This window comes from Pseudoflavitalea rhizosphaerae, from assembly GCF_003991355.1.
Taxonomy (GTDB): domain Bacteria; phylum Bacteroidota; class Bacteroidia; order Chitinophagales; family Chitinophagaceae; genus Pseudobacter; species Pseudobacter rhizosphaerae.
The window spans coordinates 146,981-162,114 of record NZ_RCSU01000002.1; the positions used below are offsets into that span (position 1 = coordinate 146,981).

The following is a 15,134-nucleotide window of genomic DNA, read 5'->3' on the forward strand; positions in this document are numbered from 1 at the left end:
CGGAAATAAAGTCCAACGGCCAAAAGGAATATCCTTTTGACGGGAAGTATCCGCAGGATTTGCGGCCTGACGGGCTTATCAGTTGGGCAGCGGCTTCAGTTTGTACCCTTTTTTGCGGAGTAGTGCCAGCACGCCCTTATCTCCTGCCAGGTGCCCCGCTCCTACAGCGAAAAGCACGGTCTGGCGGCCATCCTGGGAGATATTGAAGATATCGTGGCTCCAGTTGATATTGCGGTTATAGAGCAAGATGTCCATGAATTGCTCCATGCCGGGATCGCTTTTGACGATGAGGGAATCCATCTGGGAGAGGTCCTGCTTTTTATAAACTTCGGCCAGTTTGAGGGTGGTCTTTTTATAGGTGTCGATGCTATCGATATAAGACAGGAGGTCTTTTGCCTGTTTTTGATAAGGGATGCTGTCGAACAGGCCGGCCTGGTAGGCAACGGTCTCGATACCTTTGATCTCTTTGTTGTGTTTCTTGCCTTCGGTCATGATCATCTCTTCCATGGATTTCTTTTTGGGGCAGTCCATGATCCTTTCGGAAATGAGGCCGGAAACGAAGTAGGGCTTCAATGTGGTGAGCATGCTGAAGGGCAGCATCATCTTATTCTCTGAAAAATATTTTTCGATGCGCGCAAACTCAGCTTCGGTGAGGAAGTCCTGCAGTTTCTGGTTATCGTTCATGCGGGCATATTTCATGAAGCCCATCAATTCCTCCAGGTTATCCATGTCCAGCTCAAAACAGATAAGGTCGCTGCTTTGGATGATCTTTTTGAGGTTTTCGCTGAGGGTGGCGTCTGCTTCGCAGAGGATATGCATAGTGCCGAAAAGGTAGGAAGGCTTGGCCATTCCGTTACCGGAGATCTCCCAGAGGAGGGTTTTGGGGGTGGCGTTAGGTTTTGTGGCAGTTTTGGTTACGGGTTTGGGCTTTGCGGTGGTTTTGGGCGCCTGGGCAAAGGAAAAGAGCGAGCCGAGGGTTAACAATACTGCCAGTCCGGATGATTTCATAAACCTGTATTTTCAGCAAATTACAGAGAAAGAACGTTAAAACGTAATCCGGATATACCGGAGACCTTCCGAATTAACAGGGAACTATTATATTTGTTACGAACAAAAATTGTAACAGTATGTCCCTTACGTCAAACAACAATAAGAAGAACGACAAAAAAGGAAAAAAGAACAACAATAATAATATGGTGGGCGGTTCCGGCTCCAAGTTCATCAGCAAACCTGGTGGTAAAGTTGGCGGCGGATTCAATAAGAAGGTTACCAAGACCGGCGGCACCAGGGGTAGCTAATTAGTTTGTATGAGTGAAATTGAGATCCCCGTTACCTGGAAAGGTAAAGAACTCTCCTTCCCTGCCCGGTTGCAGCAGACCGGTTATACGCACAGGATATTGGTGGATGTTGATGGTGTTGAAATAGTGCTGGAACCCGATGAAGAAAAGAATTATCGTGCGATGCTGGTGGATCCTGATCACCCGGATGCGAAAAGGCTGGATGCAGGATTGATTGCGGCAATTGTGGAAGTGGTGGAATCAGTGGTAAGATAAGATTGATAATATTTTGAATAGAAGTGCATCAGGAAACTGGTGCACTTTTTTTGTTTTGATAATGTAGGAATTAGAAAAAAAATTTCAACTAAATGGTTGAGGTATAGTTTAATAATGAGAATACCCCTATATTTGCACCCCGATTAATCATCGTTCGGGTGGTGGCGCAGCCCGGTAGCGCACTTGTATGGGGTGCAAGGGGTCGCTGGTTCGAATCCAGTCCACCCGACCAAACGAGACAAGGCAGCAGAAATGCTGCCTTGTTTGTTTTTAGGATCTGCTGTAATGGCCGCCAGGTCTGCGATACAGGCGAAGACCGGATTTACTTCATTTGTTAGAAATGTTCCTTTTTTGAAATTGTATACTATTCCTTTCGGAAAGATGGCTTTTTGAATCTTCTCTTTTATGGCGACTGGGCTGGAATGCCATGTGGGCGCGAGTTTCGTGGAGAGTTTGAGGCCGACTTCAAAGTACTTTTTTAGGTTAGAACTGTCAAAGTTGGCTGGCACCATTTCCTCCCGGATTTGCTTCTTCTCTTCTTCGAGTTTAGTGAGTAATCTGTGGAAGGTTGCTTCCGGTATTTTCTTTTCGATGTAGTGTTCGTCTTCGAGATTAGCGATCTTTTTATCGACCTCTCCTATTCTATCTTCGAGTGTTTGCAGGTTCTTTTCCTGGTTGTCGAAATACTGATCAAAGGCATAGTTCATCTGGTACAGGATGGGCGCAATCATTTCAGGTTTGATCATATAGCCTTCCAGGTATGCTTTGAACTGATCGTTGACAAGTTGGGTTTGTCGGTTGCAGCAACAGCCTCTTGACCGGCATTTATAATAATGGAAATGATATTCTCTTTCGTTACGCTTGTTCTTTTTCTTGACCACATAGCCGGTGTAGCCGCGGCCACAGCCATCACATTGCATGAAGACTTTCAATGGATATTCTTCATTCTCCTTCTTGTGCGTAACGCCGTATTTACCTTTGGCGGCAGCGCGGATATTGTTAACCAACAAGAAGGTTTCATGCGAGATAAGTTTCTCCTGTTGTCCCTCCACCAATTTACCATTGAGCATCTTATCCGCCAGTATGCCGCAGTAGAATGGATTGGAGAATACAGCGCTGAGCTTCTGCTTGTACATCTTCAACCCCATCGCTTGTAGCTTGCTTAGGATCTCGTCATTCTTCATTCCGGAGATTTTCCATTCAAATGCTTTGCGTAATTTCTTGCCAATGGCATTAACAATGATCTTTCGTTCTTTGCCTTCTTTGACAATAGTATATCCCATCGGTGGCCTCTTGCACCAAATTCCTCTTTCGAGGTTTTCCCGAATACCTGCCATTGCTCTTTGTCGGCGTAGTTCATTGTCGTACTGACTGAACAGGAATTGTAGATTCTGCTGAAATACTCCGCCGGGGTTGCTGGTGTCGATGGGCTGCGTAACAGCAATGATGGTTACACCATATTTCTCCCGAAGCTCCTTCGCCAACCTCATGGCGCCATCTCCTGTGCGGCTGAAACGATCCAGCAGATACACCAAGATATGGGTGATCTTTTCTTTGTTCTTCCTGATGAACTCCATCATACTTTGGAACTCTTTCCGACCGTCGGTTTTCGCGCTCTCGAATGTTCCTCCGAAATAACTTACTACCTGAAAATCGTTTCTATTTGCGTATTCTTCGATGGCTTTTCGTTGCCAATCCAAACTGAGATTAGTATCATATTGTTCTTTGGAAGATACACGGGTATACACCACGCATTGCTTGGTGGTGGTCGTTTTCCTGTACTGTAGCACTGGGCGTTTTGACCATTGTTGAAACAGCTCCAAATTATTACTTGTATTCATGCGGCTTTGGTATTTGTGTGAAGTGGTATAAAAGGTTGTTTAGGGTTCAGGGAAATGACAATGCCGGGTTGTTCCTCGACTATATCACCGGCCATCTGTAGCTCAAACATGATATGGGTGAGCTGCGCAATGGTAAGCAGGATCGCTGCTGCTGCTTCATCACTGTAGTTTTCACATCCCGGAAAAGTTCTCAGTTTTTCAATAGTGAGAGGTTCTTTCTTTGGGTTGATGGATTTAGCATAAGCGGCATAGTCTCTGACGGAGCGCAATTTTGGAAAGTCTTTCATACGATATAGAATTTGGATTATGGGATAAATGAGAAAAGCCGCGACCAATGGGTCACGGCAGGTAAAAAGAATTAAGACTTATTCATCGTCGTCGTCCTGCTCTTCATACTCTTCAATCAGTTGTTGGATCTGGCGAATGACAGGCTTTTCATTTTTGGCATATTCCACCTCCAGAGTAATTTCATCTGCGGGACTATCTATGCCGATAATGGTACTGTTCAGGTCATTGTCTAACAGTAGTTCTGCAACATCCAGTAGTGCGCCGAGAGGTACATTTATTTCCTTTCGTGTGATAATGGTAGTAGACATTGTGATATATTTTTTGATGAAATAATTATTGATCAAATGAAAGTTGATCGAATGGAACCAGCGGCACCACGCCAGCTAACAGAAATCGCATTCCGATAATGATGGCTTTACGAGGTAACGTTATGCGGTATTGGACGCTTTCTTTTGACTTCATACCGGCAGTGATAGAAGTCATTCGGTTTGACAGCTCTCTGATCTCCTTAACAAAGGGATAGCTGGCCGGGAGGTAACGAAACTCAGACGACTGCTGCATCTCTTGCAGTGCATCGGTGACAGCGATTAGTCGTCCAGCTTTTACTGAAGACAGCTTACTGTAATGCAATAGAGCTTCCAGAATGCTGCGCCAACGCAGGTTTACCCAGTTTGCACTTTCCCTGCCGAGGTAAGTCCAGTGCTTTTCAGGTTCGCTAAACAATTCATGGGCTGGATGGGTATTGGTGTATTCAATGACTCTTTCCAACAGGTCTGAAAACTCTGGCTGATAACTGGGTTCTGATACAGGAAGCGGCCTTCGGACTTCTATTGTGTCCGACTCTAAAGGTTCTGGCCCCAGCTCATCGTCTTCGAGTGGAATCGGATGAACAGGCACGCTTCCGGCAGTATTCAGTTGCAAGCCGGTTCTCAAATAGAATGCCTGTTGCTTACACTGTTCACTGCAATATTTCTTTGTGGCGCGTTGGGATTGCATAGTAGATCCGCAATGCTGGCATATTGTATTCATAGGATGGGGATTAATCTTCCATTTGATCCAGAAAGCTGTTGTTGCTGTAGTCAGCCGCTCCTTTAGTGAAATACGCATAGTCTTCTAGAAGCGTCTGTATATTATTCAAAGCCTGCTGCTGCCTTTTGTTCCCGGCGGGAATACGGACTTGGATTAGCAGACTACTTTCCTTTTCATTGATGCCTTCCACTTTCCAGTCGATGGCATTCTTGAGTAGAATACGCACGGTATCGAGAAACAGATCTATCGGGATGGTGTGCGAACTGGCTGTAGCCTGCGTCATGAAAGCATTTGATAACATAAGAGTGGGTTTATGAGTGAGTAGATTTAATCAATAATGGCACGGGTTGGTTTGGCAGAAGCCTCGGAATGCTTCATTCGCTTTTTGAGCTTCTTCACTTTCTTCTTGAGGATAGCTAACTCACTGCCTGCACTTTGCTTTTGCTGGTTATGAATTTCGATCAGCTCTTTTCTGGTACGATACAAGAAGTATCCCAGCGCAATCAACCCTATAACCGGAATAAATGGAACGGTCAGCCATTTTCCCCAATGGCCGGGATCAGGAGGAACTCCACTCAGCTTACTGCCGAGGTCATCCCACCAGGATTTGGCACTGGTGCCATTGTTGGGTTGCTGTTGCTGGCTATTGGATTGGTGCTGTTGTTGTGAAGAGGCTTGCATAAGACGTAGCGATTAACGTTATACGCCAAAGGTGCCCAATCGGATTGGATAGGTCTGCCCTATAGGGATACCTATATTTTCGTTTGCAGTAAATGGGAAGGGAATTATTTCCTTTTCAATTTCTTTTCGGTAGAGGCTTTCATTTCATCAATTAACCCGCAAGCAGATTCAAGCTGGATTGCTTCAAAAAAAGGACGAATGAAGGTCAGATCATTTAGCAAAGCTGCACCCTGCTTATATTCCGGCATCAGCCGATACTTCTTGTAGATATCAGAGTTCTGAATAGTGGTGAACTTGGTTCCGGTCAGCAAATGTGCCAGCCTGGCAACATCAGCAACCGATTGTCCGTCCCGGTGTTCAACGTTAAACCCTGCCTTGAGTAGTATATAGACGGCGAGTAGCTGACGGGCTTTAGTAAACACCTTGTCTGCTTCTTCAGTTTCTGTTTCCGCTGGGAGGCTCGCCTGATTCGGCACTACAGTAGGTGCTGGTTCCATACTCAGGTACAGAAACCGTTTAGCGTTAAACAATAGGTTCCCGCACATCTGCAAAAGGCTCTGATATTCGCTTTCTGAAAGAACGGTATCTGCTGGCTTGAGCTGATTGTACTCTTCAATGGGATACACATCCTTGTGCAATATGACTGAATCCCGATAGAAGTATTCATGAAAATGCTTATTCACAAAAGGCATAAAAGTCTTTCCGAACTCTTTGATGAGAACCTCTTCATTTGCCTGCCATTTTTCTGTGATTAGTTCGTCAGATGGGTTCGCACTGAACCCTTGCACCATTTGCATCAAATGTTCAATGATACGGACCTTTGCGGACAGATTAAATGGTTCAATTACCTCTTCCATATCACGCATGAACTTTTGGGCTAAGATGGGAACCACTTGCAGGCGGTTTTGGGCAAATGAGGGTGCAGTTTTCATGCACTTAATTTACCGAAAAAAATAAAGCTTCCTTACCGTTTACTGTTAAACGATACCCAATTACGGTATTGGAAGATTAGAGGGGTTGTCATAGTACCCATCTATCAGTATCGTATGAGGCTCCACCTGGTAGTAGCTGCAAACGTCAAAGAGCAGAAAAATACTTACTGATGCACAATCTCCCAGTTCCAGTTTACGCAGAGTAGAGACAGAAATCTGAGCTTCATAAGCGACCGCTGCCCGAGTAATTTTTTTATGACGACGTAGAATTCGAAGATTAGCGCCGATAGCAGCATGGGCTTGAGAGGGATACTTATTTCCGATCGAGTTGTTGTTCATGAATAGCAGGTTTATATTGTCTCAGATTGGGTAGGCAGTCCGGATATTACCATACAAATCAGAGACAACTTTAATGGATTGACAAGGCCCCTGTTCTTCATTCCACCCAATGGTAAACCCAATGGGCAAAATGCGTTCCCGGCAATGGCCGATCAAAGGGCCTGTTGGCTGCGGAAAGGCCAGCCGGATATATCGGACGATCTCCGGTATAGGGATCGTGAATTTGGACTTATCCGGGTGTCGCGGCACTTTATGGTAATGCCGGTCCAGTATGTGAGACAGTGTAAATGCCGATAAATAATAGGATGATGGGAAATAGCGGGTCTGCTTGTCTCCAGGAATCGTCCACATCACCCTTTTGGCAAGGCCGTCCAGCTCCTTCTTCATCCGAAGCAGGTTATTGATATGGTAAATGAACGCCGCCTCATGAAATGGTGCCGGTGTCGCCGGATATTGGGTAAATACAGGGGACATAGGCTACAGGTGGGATTGGATTAAGACATTCAGCTTTTCGATAATCTCTTTCGGTTCTGCCTCTATCTGCGGAATGGCAATCTGAAGCAGCCACCGGAAAAGGCTGCCCTGACCTGGGTAATAGCTTTCCATGAGATTCAGGGCAATGGTAAAGGTGGTGACCATGATGTTATAAGCTTTACTGGGATCTTTCTCCAATAATGAAACGACCTGATATACGGCTGCTCCCTGATTATCGATCAGTTCACCAATTGCGGGTAATTCACGGGCGCGAAGCCGCGCCAGGAAGTGAGCATCTACTTCCTGCAAACATTTGGGCATAGCATTAGCATTTAACGGTAAACGGAAAATAGTTTCAGAGGCAAGTCATAGGAGAATGGCCTGTAGCAAGGCTTTGATCGCTTTATCTGTATCAATGGATTTAACGATAAGCCCCTCTGTTTTCAGGCGTTTGGCTTCCCGGTCAGCGCATGCAGAAGGATACAGCGTTGTCATGACTTGCAACAGATGAGGGTATTGTTTTCGTATCCACTCAAAAGTATTTAGGGTACTCAGTCGAGTTGTTTTGAAACTGATAAATGCCACGACCGGGATGCCTTTCCTGATCTCCCCTGCGATGGCCTTCTGATCGTGTCTACAGCTCCCGGTTACGCGATAGCCGGAACGCTGCAAGCACTCGGCGAGGACGGCTCTGTACTGGAACACGTCATCCACAATCAGTATGTTGACAGGACGCTGCATAGGCATAGGGTTAAAACGGGTACGGATTATTATAAAACTGCATCAAGACTATGCAGGCGGCAGGAATACCCCCGCAGTAATTGGCGATAACAATTCAGAGCCTTTAGGTCAGGCAAAGGATTTCCTTCTCATAGCTTCGCTCCTATAAAGGGCAAATATCTACGAGGCACATACGTTTTTTTGACACATTTTGGGATGTACCAAAAAAATTAAAAAAGGGTGATCAACGGGCAATGGTTTGCCATACCGAGTAACCAGCGTTACTGGATAATTGAAATGAAATTTGAAAAAATGTAATGTGGAGTAAGTAATGTCCAGGCAGGCATAAAAAGATACTGATGCAGGACACTCCACTTACCGCTACCGTAGGCTTAGCACGGCCCAAGACGCAAGTAAGAGAGTGCCTGCATCAGTATCGAAACAGGCATCCCATCCTACAAGCCTTGCGTCTCATGAAAGTGCTAATTTACGGTAGCAAGACACTTGTAAAGGGATACTTCAACGTTATGAAGGATCGCAAAAATACAATTTGTTATTGATCTTTGATAAACCTTACCTCTATTGTCATTTTAAGAGTTTTCTGATGATGGTTAATCCATTGGGCTGGTCTATCGTACCTCAATTTCCTGTTTCAATCACCAAGCTAAAATAGTAAGGACAATGCCCGTATAGTACCAATTTTACCTGTTTTTTACCAGGAAAAAATTGTACTTTACCAGGTAGTTCTGGTTTTCTCATTCTTACCCCAGAAGTTTATATTTGTAAAAATATCAATGTATTAATATGGCAGAGACAGTACATCAAGGTCGGGCAGTTAAGCGTCTTCGTGAGATACTCCAGGTAAAACAGGAAACTATTGCGGAGGCATTAGGTATAAGTCAACAGAGTGTTTCACTAATGGAGCAAAAAAATGCAATAGATCCGGAAACGCTGGAGACAATTGCAAAGACATTGAAAGTGCCGGTCGATGCGATTAAGAATTTCAATGAGGATGCGACGATCAGTATTATCTCAAACACATTTAGGGATGAGTCTGCTGCATATGTACAGAACTATAAATGTCATTTCAATCCGATAGAAAAATGGATTGAGGCTATGGAAGAAAATAAAAGGTTATATGAAGCTCTTTTGAAGGAGAAGGAAGAAAAAATTTCGCTTTTGGAAAGGCTAATAATTCAGGGAAAGAAATAGGTCGCCTAATATTATTTTCAATTGCTTCAATTTTGAGCAGGTTTAAGTATGAAGAATGAATCCACAGAATATTCTAAGGCTTAGACATTTTAGAAAAAAAGCTTACTCATGTGTCCGTTATTGTTTTCGCACTAATTCAATGATGTTTACACTTACTGTTATTGGAATTTGGGTTAGCATAAAATCCTGCCAGATTGCTGATGCCACTTGGGAAGCTGCAAGAAATGACAAAAAGCAAGATTCGGTATTATCCCAAATAGGACAAATTGTAATAAAACATGAACATGAATTAGAAAAATTAGATTCGTTATTAGCTCTTCAACAAGTTCAACTGCATTTAATGAGGATTGACTTACTTCAATCGACAAATACTGCAAATGCTGTAAATTCCCAACTAAATCTTAATCTAGCAGAGCATTTTGATTCTCAGAAAGAGAGCATTTTGATGCTAGAAGTGGACAAAAGAAGACTCTATGCAATTCTTGAAGACATAAGGCCTATCATAGTTTTGAAAGGGGCATTAATTGATCATCTTATTTATGGCGATGACAGTATTGCGGGGGAGGCAAATGAAGGTTTAAGAAACCACATTTACCAAATAACCGGAATCATGCAAAAAGGGTTTGGAAACACCTATTTAAGAGAGAGAAAAGAACTCAAAAAACTTTATGAGAAGCTATTTGACACTTTAATAAAGATTGCAACTAGTCAAATGTATGATGCTTCTAAAGAAGCGAATAAAGTCAATTACTGGAGATATTATTATGTTTCGGATTTACTTAAGGTTATGATGAATAGTATCGAAACTTCTGATCAATCACTTTTTACTACTTTTCAAAAGCTTGTAGACGAAAGGTATGAAGCAAAATATTGAGCTGCTGAACTAAAGCGAATACAAATTTTGTCCATTCAATACAATCGAATAACCTAGAGTTTCTCCATATCCTTCACTATAGTTAGGATTATAGTACATGGGTTGAGTGTAATATACTGATGAATTACTTTGACATGCATGTAAGCACATTGCAAGAGAAAATGTCTTAGGGCCAAATGGAGCAAACAGTACTTTTTTATTTCCGTTTTCTGAAATTGCGCAGATTTTATCAAATACTTCAGAGATATTTTTGGCATCTATTCTTACTAACTCTTTAGCTTGAATTGGACGATACTCATTAATTTCCTTAACAAAGTTCCAAGTTCTTTGATAATAAGGAGGACCTGGAGGGAATGGAAATAACAAACTGACTTGCTTCTTTCTATTGCCATCACTTCCAAGAACATCTGGCAAGCCCAAAGGCATAAAGCCAACGCCAATAATGGCGACCTCAGTTCCATCTTCGTCATCAGATCTAAAACTAGGGATAGGCATCCAAGGCTGAGGATTATCTGAAAGGTTTGTTTCAGGGTATGTGCCAGGTGATGTATAACACACAATAAAGTTCTTTAATTCCTTTTCCCTTAAAATGAACTTAATTATGGGGAAAAAGAATCTCTTAGGCAAACAGCTTATGTCCAAAATAATATTACCATTTGAACGCTTCAAAAATAATGTTATACTATCTACAATTTTATTCAAGGGCTCTAATAGAAAATGACTTTCAATTTCTAACGCCTGATTGATTTGCTGTAAAGACTCCTTGTTTTCAGTTCTGCGGATTTCATGTTCTTCAGTCTCCTCAGGATCTTTAATTTCAACGAATAACTCCCTCGCTAAAATTTTGTTTTCAACCAAACTTTGAAATACTGCCCGGCACCTTTCTTCGGTGGAAAGACATCCATATAAACACCATTGAGTTTCAGACAATTTAGAGGTCAACCAATTAAGGTTTCCCCATGGGCGAAAAACTGATTTAGCCATATTAATCGAAAATTCTAATCTGACCTTTGTTATTATCTCCTTTGTTCTTTTTGGGACTACTACTACTACTACTACTACTACTACTCTGCTTAACTAAAGGAGCTTCAAATGCCTTTGATTTTAAGAGCCATTCGTTAAGGATATCAATAGTAATATACATTGGTTCCTTGGTATGAATTGCAGGTATTTTAAAGTAAGGAGAAAGTATTGGGTTCAAATACCACTTCATTCTATTTTTTCCTTTTGTTTTTGAAGTATGAGGTCGAACTATCAAATTACCTTTGTCCGCAGCACTTTTCAAAAAATTAGAAACCTTATGATTACTTTCTAGATCTTCGATAACAATGGAAAAACCATTCTCGCCAGGATAAGACATAGTTTCATCATCAGTTAAGTTCTTATAGAATAAGCTGCCGATATATAGGATAAACAATTTTGTTTCTTTTCCGTCATTAGTTGAACTAATGTTTTCAAACCACCTTCTGCTAGCCTCTAAAACTCCCAGAGTCTGTACAGAGTAATCAATTTCAGGGATATGATTTTCAAACTGTATCTTTTGGTCTCTCATCCATACTTCCCAAATATGTTGACATAAACTTAAGAATGCAAGAATATTTCCTCCGCTAAGATTAAGTAGATCATCTTTCCCGCTCCAGATTAGACCCTGCCTACTTCTGGAGGCTATTTGCATTATTGCCTGCTCAGCACGCTCCTTTACCCAGTATCGCTTAATCTCCCATGGGTAAGGCCTACTAGTTGGGATGTTTTTTGTGATTTCAGATTTTCCTTGTTGAAGAGCCCAAGCTTCTCCAAGCTTAGCAGAAAATGGGTCTTCAACAGCTAATCTTTGAAGAAAGTCCACCCATTTTTTGTTCCACTCTTTTTTAGGGGTTATAATTTTCTCTCGTGAAGTTTTCACAATAAGAGTAGCTTTCTCTTTTGCAGAGAATCCGGGTCCGAAAATTTGTCGGATTAAACTATTTGAATGTTTAATGAAAGGCAGAAATGAAAAATCTAATCGTCGAGCAAAAATATCTTCAGCAAATTCAGGGAATATATATCCTCTCTGGGATTCTGACCTCCTAAAAATATCTTCTATTGAGACCTCCTTATAATTTCTTAATGCTTCAAGTTGAGCAGAAGTTCCAAAGATTTTTTGAGACCCCTGTTGCCAATCAAAAGGACGCGTTCCAATTCTATAAGACACTGTTGCGTCCCTCATTGCAAGTAGTTTATGTATCACTGATTGAAATATGCTTCCTAACTCAGCAATACTATAATCAAGCCATGTCAATTCTTCAAATTGATCAATTCTAACAAATACTTGTACATCCTTATTAAGAACACCTGACTCTCTTAGTTTTTGTACCAGCGAAATGACAGGTATTCCTATTGAAGTTTTGGTTTCACGAACATTTATAGGTAATTCGGAAAGGTTGTAATTTAGATAAGCTCTATAAGTATTTGTCCTGCTCTTTAGTCTGTCTTTTAGCTCTGCTATACCTTTTACTCCTTCCAAATAATTGAACCAGCAGTCGTCTTTGATCAGGGACGACACAAATAAGTCAACGCAATTTGCATTCCAGTTGATCCCTATTTCCTCTGATAAATCGGGAGCTAACTCTTCGATTGAATCGATAATATCTTTGCAGATCCAATAGTTTAGGAAATCCCCAAAGTAGATGGATAGTTCATTGATGTCATCTTCTTTATTGCCATTAATAGGACGTTGGCCAAAATCACTTATGCTGCTTCGAATTAAGTTAATTCCTGCTCCAATAAACTTATTGTATCTAGCAGGGACAGGGAATTTCATTCCAGCTTTTTTGTATGCCAATCTTATGCTTGGCCTCAATAAATTTAGCATCATGGACTTCCCACTTCCTGGTAAGCCTTTCAGAATTACATTACCAGGCTTGAAAAGCGGAAGAGCAGGCTCCACCAATACGTCGCTAAATAGCTTCACAAAATCATCAGAGTCGATCGACTCTGTGAAATACAATTCGTGAAATGGATTAATGTTATTGATCATTTCTTCGAACGATGATGTCTGTTAAATAATGGAGTCCAAACTTGATCAGCCTCATAATGGATTATCGGAAGTGTATTGTTTGGAGTATTCGTATACATTACCAACAAGCTTCCAGTTTCATCAAATCCGAATTTTTGACCTTTATATTCAGGAACTGATGACTGAATCAAATTCCTAAAATCAGAATTTCGGTTATCTTCACCAGCAATCGGATTTTTGGTTACAAAACAACTATCTTCCAATACCATTACTGGAGTCATTGTGAAATGATCAAACTCACTAGTCCCATCCATAATTCGTTTTATTCCTGACTTACAAATAATCAAGGGAATAAAAAGCACCTTAACATTATCATCAATCCCACATGCGAATTTAATGGAGTCAAATGACTGTGTTGCTGAGCCAACAAAGTCCTCTAATAATACTATATACTTAATTTTCCTTTTTTTAATATAACTTTTGATTTTATCAGGATCGCCAAATCGATGAAGCGATCTCCAGTCCGGCCGATACTCATGAGTTGAACTGATGTTATTTACATGGTAAAATTGACTTATTCTCATACTATCAGTTACAGGGCAAAACCAAGAATAATTGATCCCTCCTGCAATGCGACTTTCCCAATCTGTATCAAAAAGACTGATGTTTTCTTGGTCTACTATCCATCTCGTTACGATACTATTAAACGCGGTTCTATAAAGTGAACCAAATTCTTCTCTTCCTACATAAAAAATACGTTGTGCGATGCGCAGCAAATTTTGCTGGCTTGCATCATCCGATATATTAAAAACCCACTTTTTTAACCTCGCATAATATTCTAATGCTGGGCCACTGGCAGGTTCATAATCATGGTATAGGTTTTCTCCAAGGTATTCTAATAAATTATTAATAGCAATTAACTCATTGCCATCTTCCTCGGTCGACCATCTAATCAACGCTTCATTTAAATTGCTCATTTGCAATTATTTTTTTAACATTTTTCGCAATGAAGCGAGATAATGGAGGCGGTACGGCATTCCCAATCATTTCATATTGTTTTTGAATAGGGCCATGAAAAATAAAATCATCCCCAAATCCTTGAATTCTTGCTGCCTCACGAACAGACAAAGACCTATTCTCAAGGGGATGTAGGAAATTTTTATAATTCCCAAATCTTGTATCAACTGTTGGAGACAAAGTAGACAAATCCAATCGTTTAAACTTACCATTGAAGGTATTTGTAAGTTCAACATATTTTTTTTGCACTATTTTGATATACCCCTTTTTTGTTAATGAGTTAATAAGGGAGTCAGTCTTCCCATTAAAATGACGCTTGAGTATTTTCTTTTCCACCGGGTCTGCGTCTCCACTAGAACGTCGTCTAATTTGTCGCCTTAACTTCATTAATGTCACAAGAAACTGGATTTCACTTTTATTTGTCCGACCAAAAACTTCTGGAATATTCCATGTGTGAACTGATCTTTCTCCCCCCCGCACATTGCATAGCTTTTGCCCTGGTTTAATTTTATTAGCGATAATTAAATCGTCTTTGTTTTCAATAAAATTTAAGTTGTGATTGTTTTTTGTACTCAAATCATTGAGTATATCTCTTAATAATACTTTCTGCTTAGGAGGAGAAAGCAGTTCAATTTCTCCATCCTCCCCCTTCCAAGCATATAATATTATTCTCTTTCTTAATTGTGGCACCCCAAAATCGGATACTTCATATTTGATCATCCTTGTAGAATACCCATTTTTTTTTAGTAGGGCTTGTAACTCTATCCAGTATTTTCTATGTTCACCTGAAATCGACCCTGGCACGTTTTCACAAACAAAAACCTTAGCATTGTATTGAATAGCAATTTTTCCACCAACTAACAGCAAACTGTTTCTTGGGTCATTTACTACTCTTTTACCAATTGTTGAGAACCCCTGGCAGGGTGAACCAGAAATAACAAAATCAATATTACTAGGTAAATTACCTGGTAATTCTAGATTATTTAAATCATGAATGTATGTAGGGACATCTAAGTTCTTGGAGTGTACATCTGTTACAACTGGATCAATATCATATGCTCCTAAACACTCAAATTCGCTGGTATTAAAGCCCGCATCAAATCCTCCACATCCGGAAAACAAGCTAATGTATGTAATCTTGTTACTTAGACTCATCTATTCTATCAGTTATAATTGTAC

The 15,134-nt window shown here is 41.0% G+C and carries 20 protein-coding genes, 1 tRNA gene and 1 pseudogene; 6 read left to right on the forward strand and 16 right to left on the reverse strand.

The features are described from left to right. Positions 1-78: 78 nt before the first annotated feature. Entirely contained in the window at positions 79-1,008 is a 930-nt protein-coding gene (locus D9Y29_RS03415) for a TraB/GumN family protein (protein ID WP_127125054.1), read from the reverse strand. A gap of 119 nt (positions 1,009-1,127) precedes the next feature. Here D9Y29_RS03415 and D9Y29_RS26470 point away from each other — a divergent pair, with 119 nt between their 5' ends. From D9Y29_RS26470 to D9Y29_RS03430, 4 genes are all read left to right on the forward strand, one after another. Next, positions 1,128-1,298 carry a hypothetical protein gene (locus D9Y29_RS26470; protein ID WP_164735238.1) on the forward strand — a complete coding sequence of 57 codons (171 nt, stop codon included), beginning with the start codon at positions 1,128-1,130 and terminating at the stop codon, positions 1,296-1,298. A gap of 9 nt (positions 1,299-1,307) precedes the next feature. Further along, positions 1,308-1,553 (forward strand): hypothetical protein, encoded by a 246-nt coding sequence (locus tag D9Y29_RS03420; protein WP_127125055.1) that lies wholly within the window; start codon positions 1,308-1,310, stop codon positions 1,551-1,553. Positions 1,554-1,708: 155 nt separating this feature from the next. Beyond that, positions 1,709-1,785: transfer RNA gene (locus tag D9Y29_RS03425), tRNA-Pro, on the forward strand. A 601-nt stretch (positions 1,786-2,386) separates the two neighbouring features. Then, complete coding sequence (locus tag D9Y29_RS03430) at positions 2,387-2,710, forward strand: hypothetical protein (RefSeq protein WP_127125056.1); 324 nt, start codon at positions 2,387-2,389, stop codon at positions 2,708-2,710. Here D9Y29_RS03430 and D9Y29_RS26995 read toward each other — a convergent pair. From D9Y29_RS26995 to D9Y29_RS03485, 11 genes and pseudogenes are all read right to left on the reverse strand, one after another. Further along, positions 2,603-3,394, reverse strand: a pseudogene (locus D9Y29_RS26995) (recombinase family protein); the annotation flags it as partial. The gene D9Y29_RS03430 and the pseudogene D9Y29_RS26995 overlap by 108 nt on opposite strands. Then, complete coding sequence (locus D9Y29_RS03440) at positions 3,391-3,681, reverse strand: hypothetical protein (protein WP_127125057.1); 291 nt, start codon at positions 3,679-3,681, stop codon at positions 3,391-3,393. The gene D9Y29_RS03440 and the pseudogene D9Y29_RS26995, both read right to left, overlap by 4 nt. A 78-nt stretch (positions 3,682-3,759) precedes the next feature. After that, a complete protein-coding gene (locus D9Y29_RS03445) occupies positions 3,760-3,990 on the reverse strand; it encodes a hypothetical protein (RefSeq protein WP_127125058.1) in 231 nt (76 codons plus the stop codon). A 25-nt stretch (positions 3,991-4,015) separates the two neighbouring features. Next, entirely contained in the window at positions 4,016-4,711 is a 696-nt protein-coding gene (locus tag D9Y29_RS03450; RefSeq protein ID WP_127125059.1) for a hypothetical protein, read from the reverse strand. Between the two features lie 10 nt (positions 4,712-4,721). Beyond that, complete coding sequence (locus D9Y29_RS03455) at positions 4,722-5,012, reverse strand: hypothetical protein (protein ID WP_127125060.1); 291 nt, start codon at positions 5,010-5,012, stop codon at positions 4,722-4,724. Between the two features lie 26 nt (positions 5,013-5,038). Continuing rightward, complete coding sequence (locus D9Y29_RS03460) at positions 5,039-5,392, reverse strand: hypothetical protein (RefSeq protein ID WP_127125061.1); 354 nt, start codon at positions 5,390-5,392, stop codon at positions 5,039-5,041. 104 nt (positions 5,393-5,496) lie between these two features. Next, positions 5,497-6,324, reverse strand: coding sequence for a hypothetical protein (locus D9Y29_RS03465; RefSeq protein ID WP_127125062.1), 828 nt, complete (start codon positions 6,322-6,324; stop codon positions 5,497-5,499). 60 nt (positions 6,325-6,384) lie between these two features. Beyond that, the gene (locus tag D9Y29_RS27000) at positions 6,385-6,663 is read right to left on the reverse strand and encodes a helix-turn-helix domain-containing protein (protein WP_127125063.1); all 279 of its coding nucleotides are present in this window, start codon (positions 6,661-6,663) and stop codon (positions 6,385-6,387) included. 21 nt (positions 6,664-6,684) lie between these two features. After that, positions 6,685-7,137 carry a hypothetical protein gene (locus tag D9Y29_RS03475; RefSeq protein ID WP_127125064.1) on the reverse strand — a complete coding sequence of 151 codons (453 nt, stop codon included), beginning with the start codon at positions 7,135-7,137 and terminating at the stop codon, positions 6,685-6,687. Between the two features lie 3 nt (positions 7,138-7,140). Then, complete coding sequence (locus D9Y29_RS03480) at positions 7,141-7,458, reverse strand: RNA polymerase sigma factor (RefSeq protein WP_127125065.1); 318 nt, start codon at positions 7,456-7,458, stop codon at positions 7,141-7,143. A gap of 45 nt (positions 7,459-7,503) precedes the next feature. Beyond that, the gene (locus D9Y29_RS03485; protein ID WP_164735239.1) at positions 7,504-7,878 is read right to left on the reverse strand and encodes a DNA-binding transcriptional response regulator; all 375 of its coding nucleotides are present in this window, start codon (positions 7,876-7,878) and stop codon (positions 7,504-7,506) included. A 783-nt stretch (positions 7,879-8,661) separates the two neighbouring features. On the opposite strand from D9Y29_RS03485, the gene D9Y29_RS03490 reads away from it, so the two are divergent. Together D9Y29_RS03490 and D9Y29_RS03495 are read left to right on the forward strand one after the other, a co-directional pair. Beyond that, entirely contained in the window at positions 8,662-9,069 is a 408-nt protein-coding gene (locus tag D9Y29_RS03490; protein WP_127125067.1) for a helix-turn-helix domain-containing protein, read from the forward strand. Between the two features lie 55 nt (positions 9,070-9,124). After that, entirely contained in the window at positions 9,125-9,943 is an 819-nt protein-coding gene (locus D9Y29_RS03495; RefSeq protein WP_127125068.1) for a hypothetical protein, read from the forward strand. A gap of 9 nt (positions 9,944-9,952) precedes the next feature. On the opposite strand, the gene D9Y29_RS03500 is transcribed toward D9Y29_RS03495, so the two are convergent. The 4 genes from D9Y29_RS03500 to D9Y29_RS03515 are packed head-to-tail and all read right to left on the reverse strand — an operon-like array spanning position 9,953 to position 15,110. Further along, entirely contained in the window at positions 9,953-10,927 is a 975-nt protein-coding gene (locus tag D9Y29_RS03500) for a hypothetical protein (protein WP_127125069.1), read from the reverse strand. A 1-nt stretch (position 10,928) separates the two neighbouring features. Continuing rightward, positions 10,929-12,959: an ORC-CDC6 family AAA ATPase gene (locus D9Y29_RS03505; protein WP_127125070.1), complete on the reverse strand. Its 2,031-nt coding sequence runs from the start codon at positions 12,957-12,959 to the stop codon at positions 10,929-10,931. Continuing rightward, positions 12,956-13,915 carry a phosphoribosyltransferase-like protein gene (locus D9Y29_RS03510; protein ID WP_127125071.1) on the reverse strand — a complete coding sequence of 320 codons (960 nt, stop codon included), beginning with the start codon at positions 13,913-13,915 and terminating at the stop codon, positions 12,956-12,958. The genes D9Y29_RS03505 and D9Y29_RS03510 overlap by 4 nt, the downstream gene beginning before the upstream one ends. Then, positions 13,899-15,110 (reverse strand): DNA cytosine methyltransferase, encoded by a 1,212-nt coding sequence (locus D9Y29_RS03515; RefSeq protein ID WP_127125072.1) that lies wholly within the window; start codon positions 15,108-15,110, stop codon positions 13,899-13,901. Before D9Y29_RS03515 ends, D9Y29_RS03510 begins: the two co-directional genes overlap by 17 nt. Between the last annotated feature and the right edge of the window lie 24 nt (positions 15,111-15,134).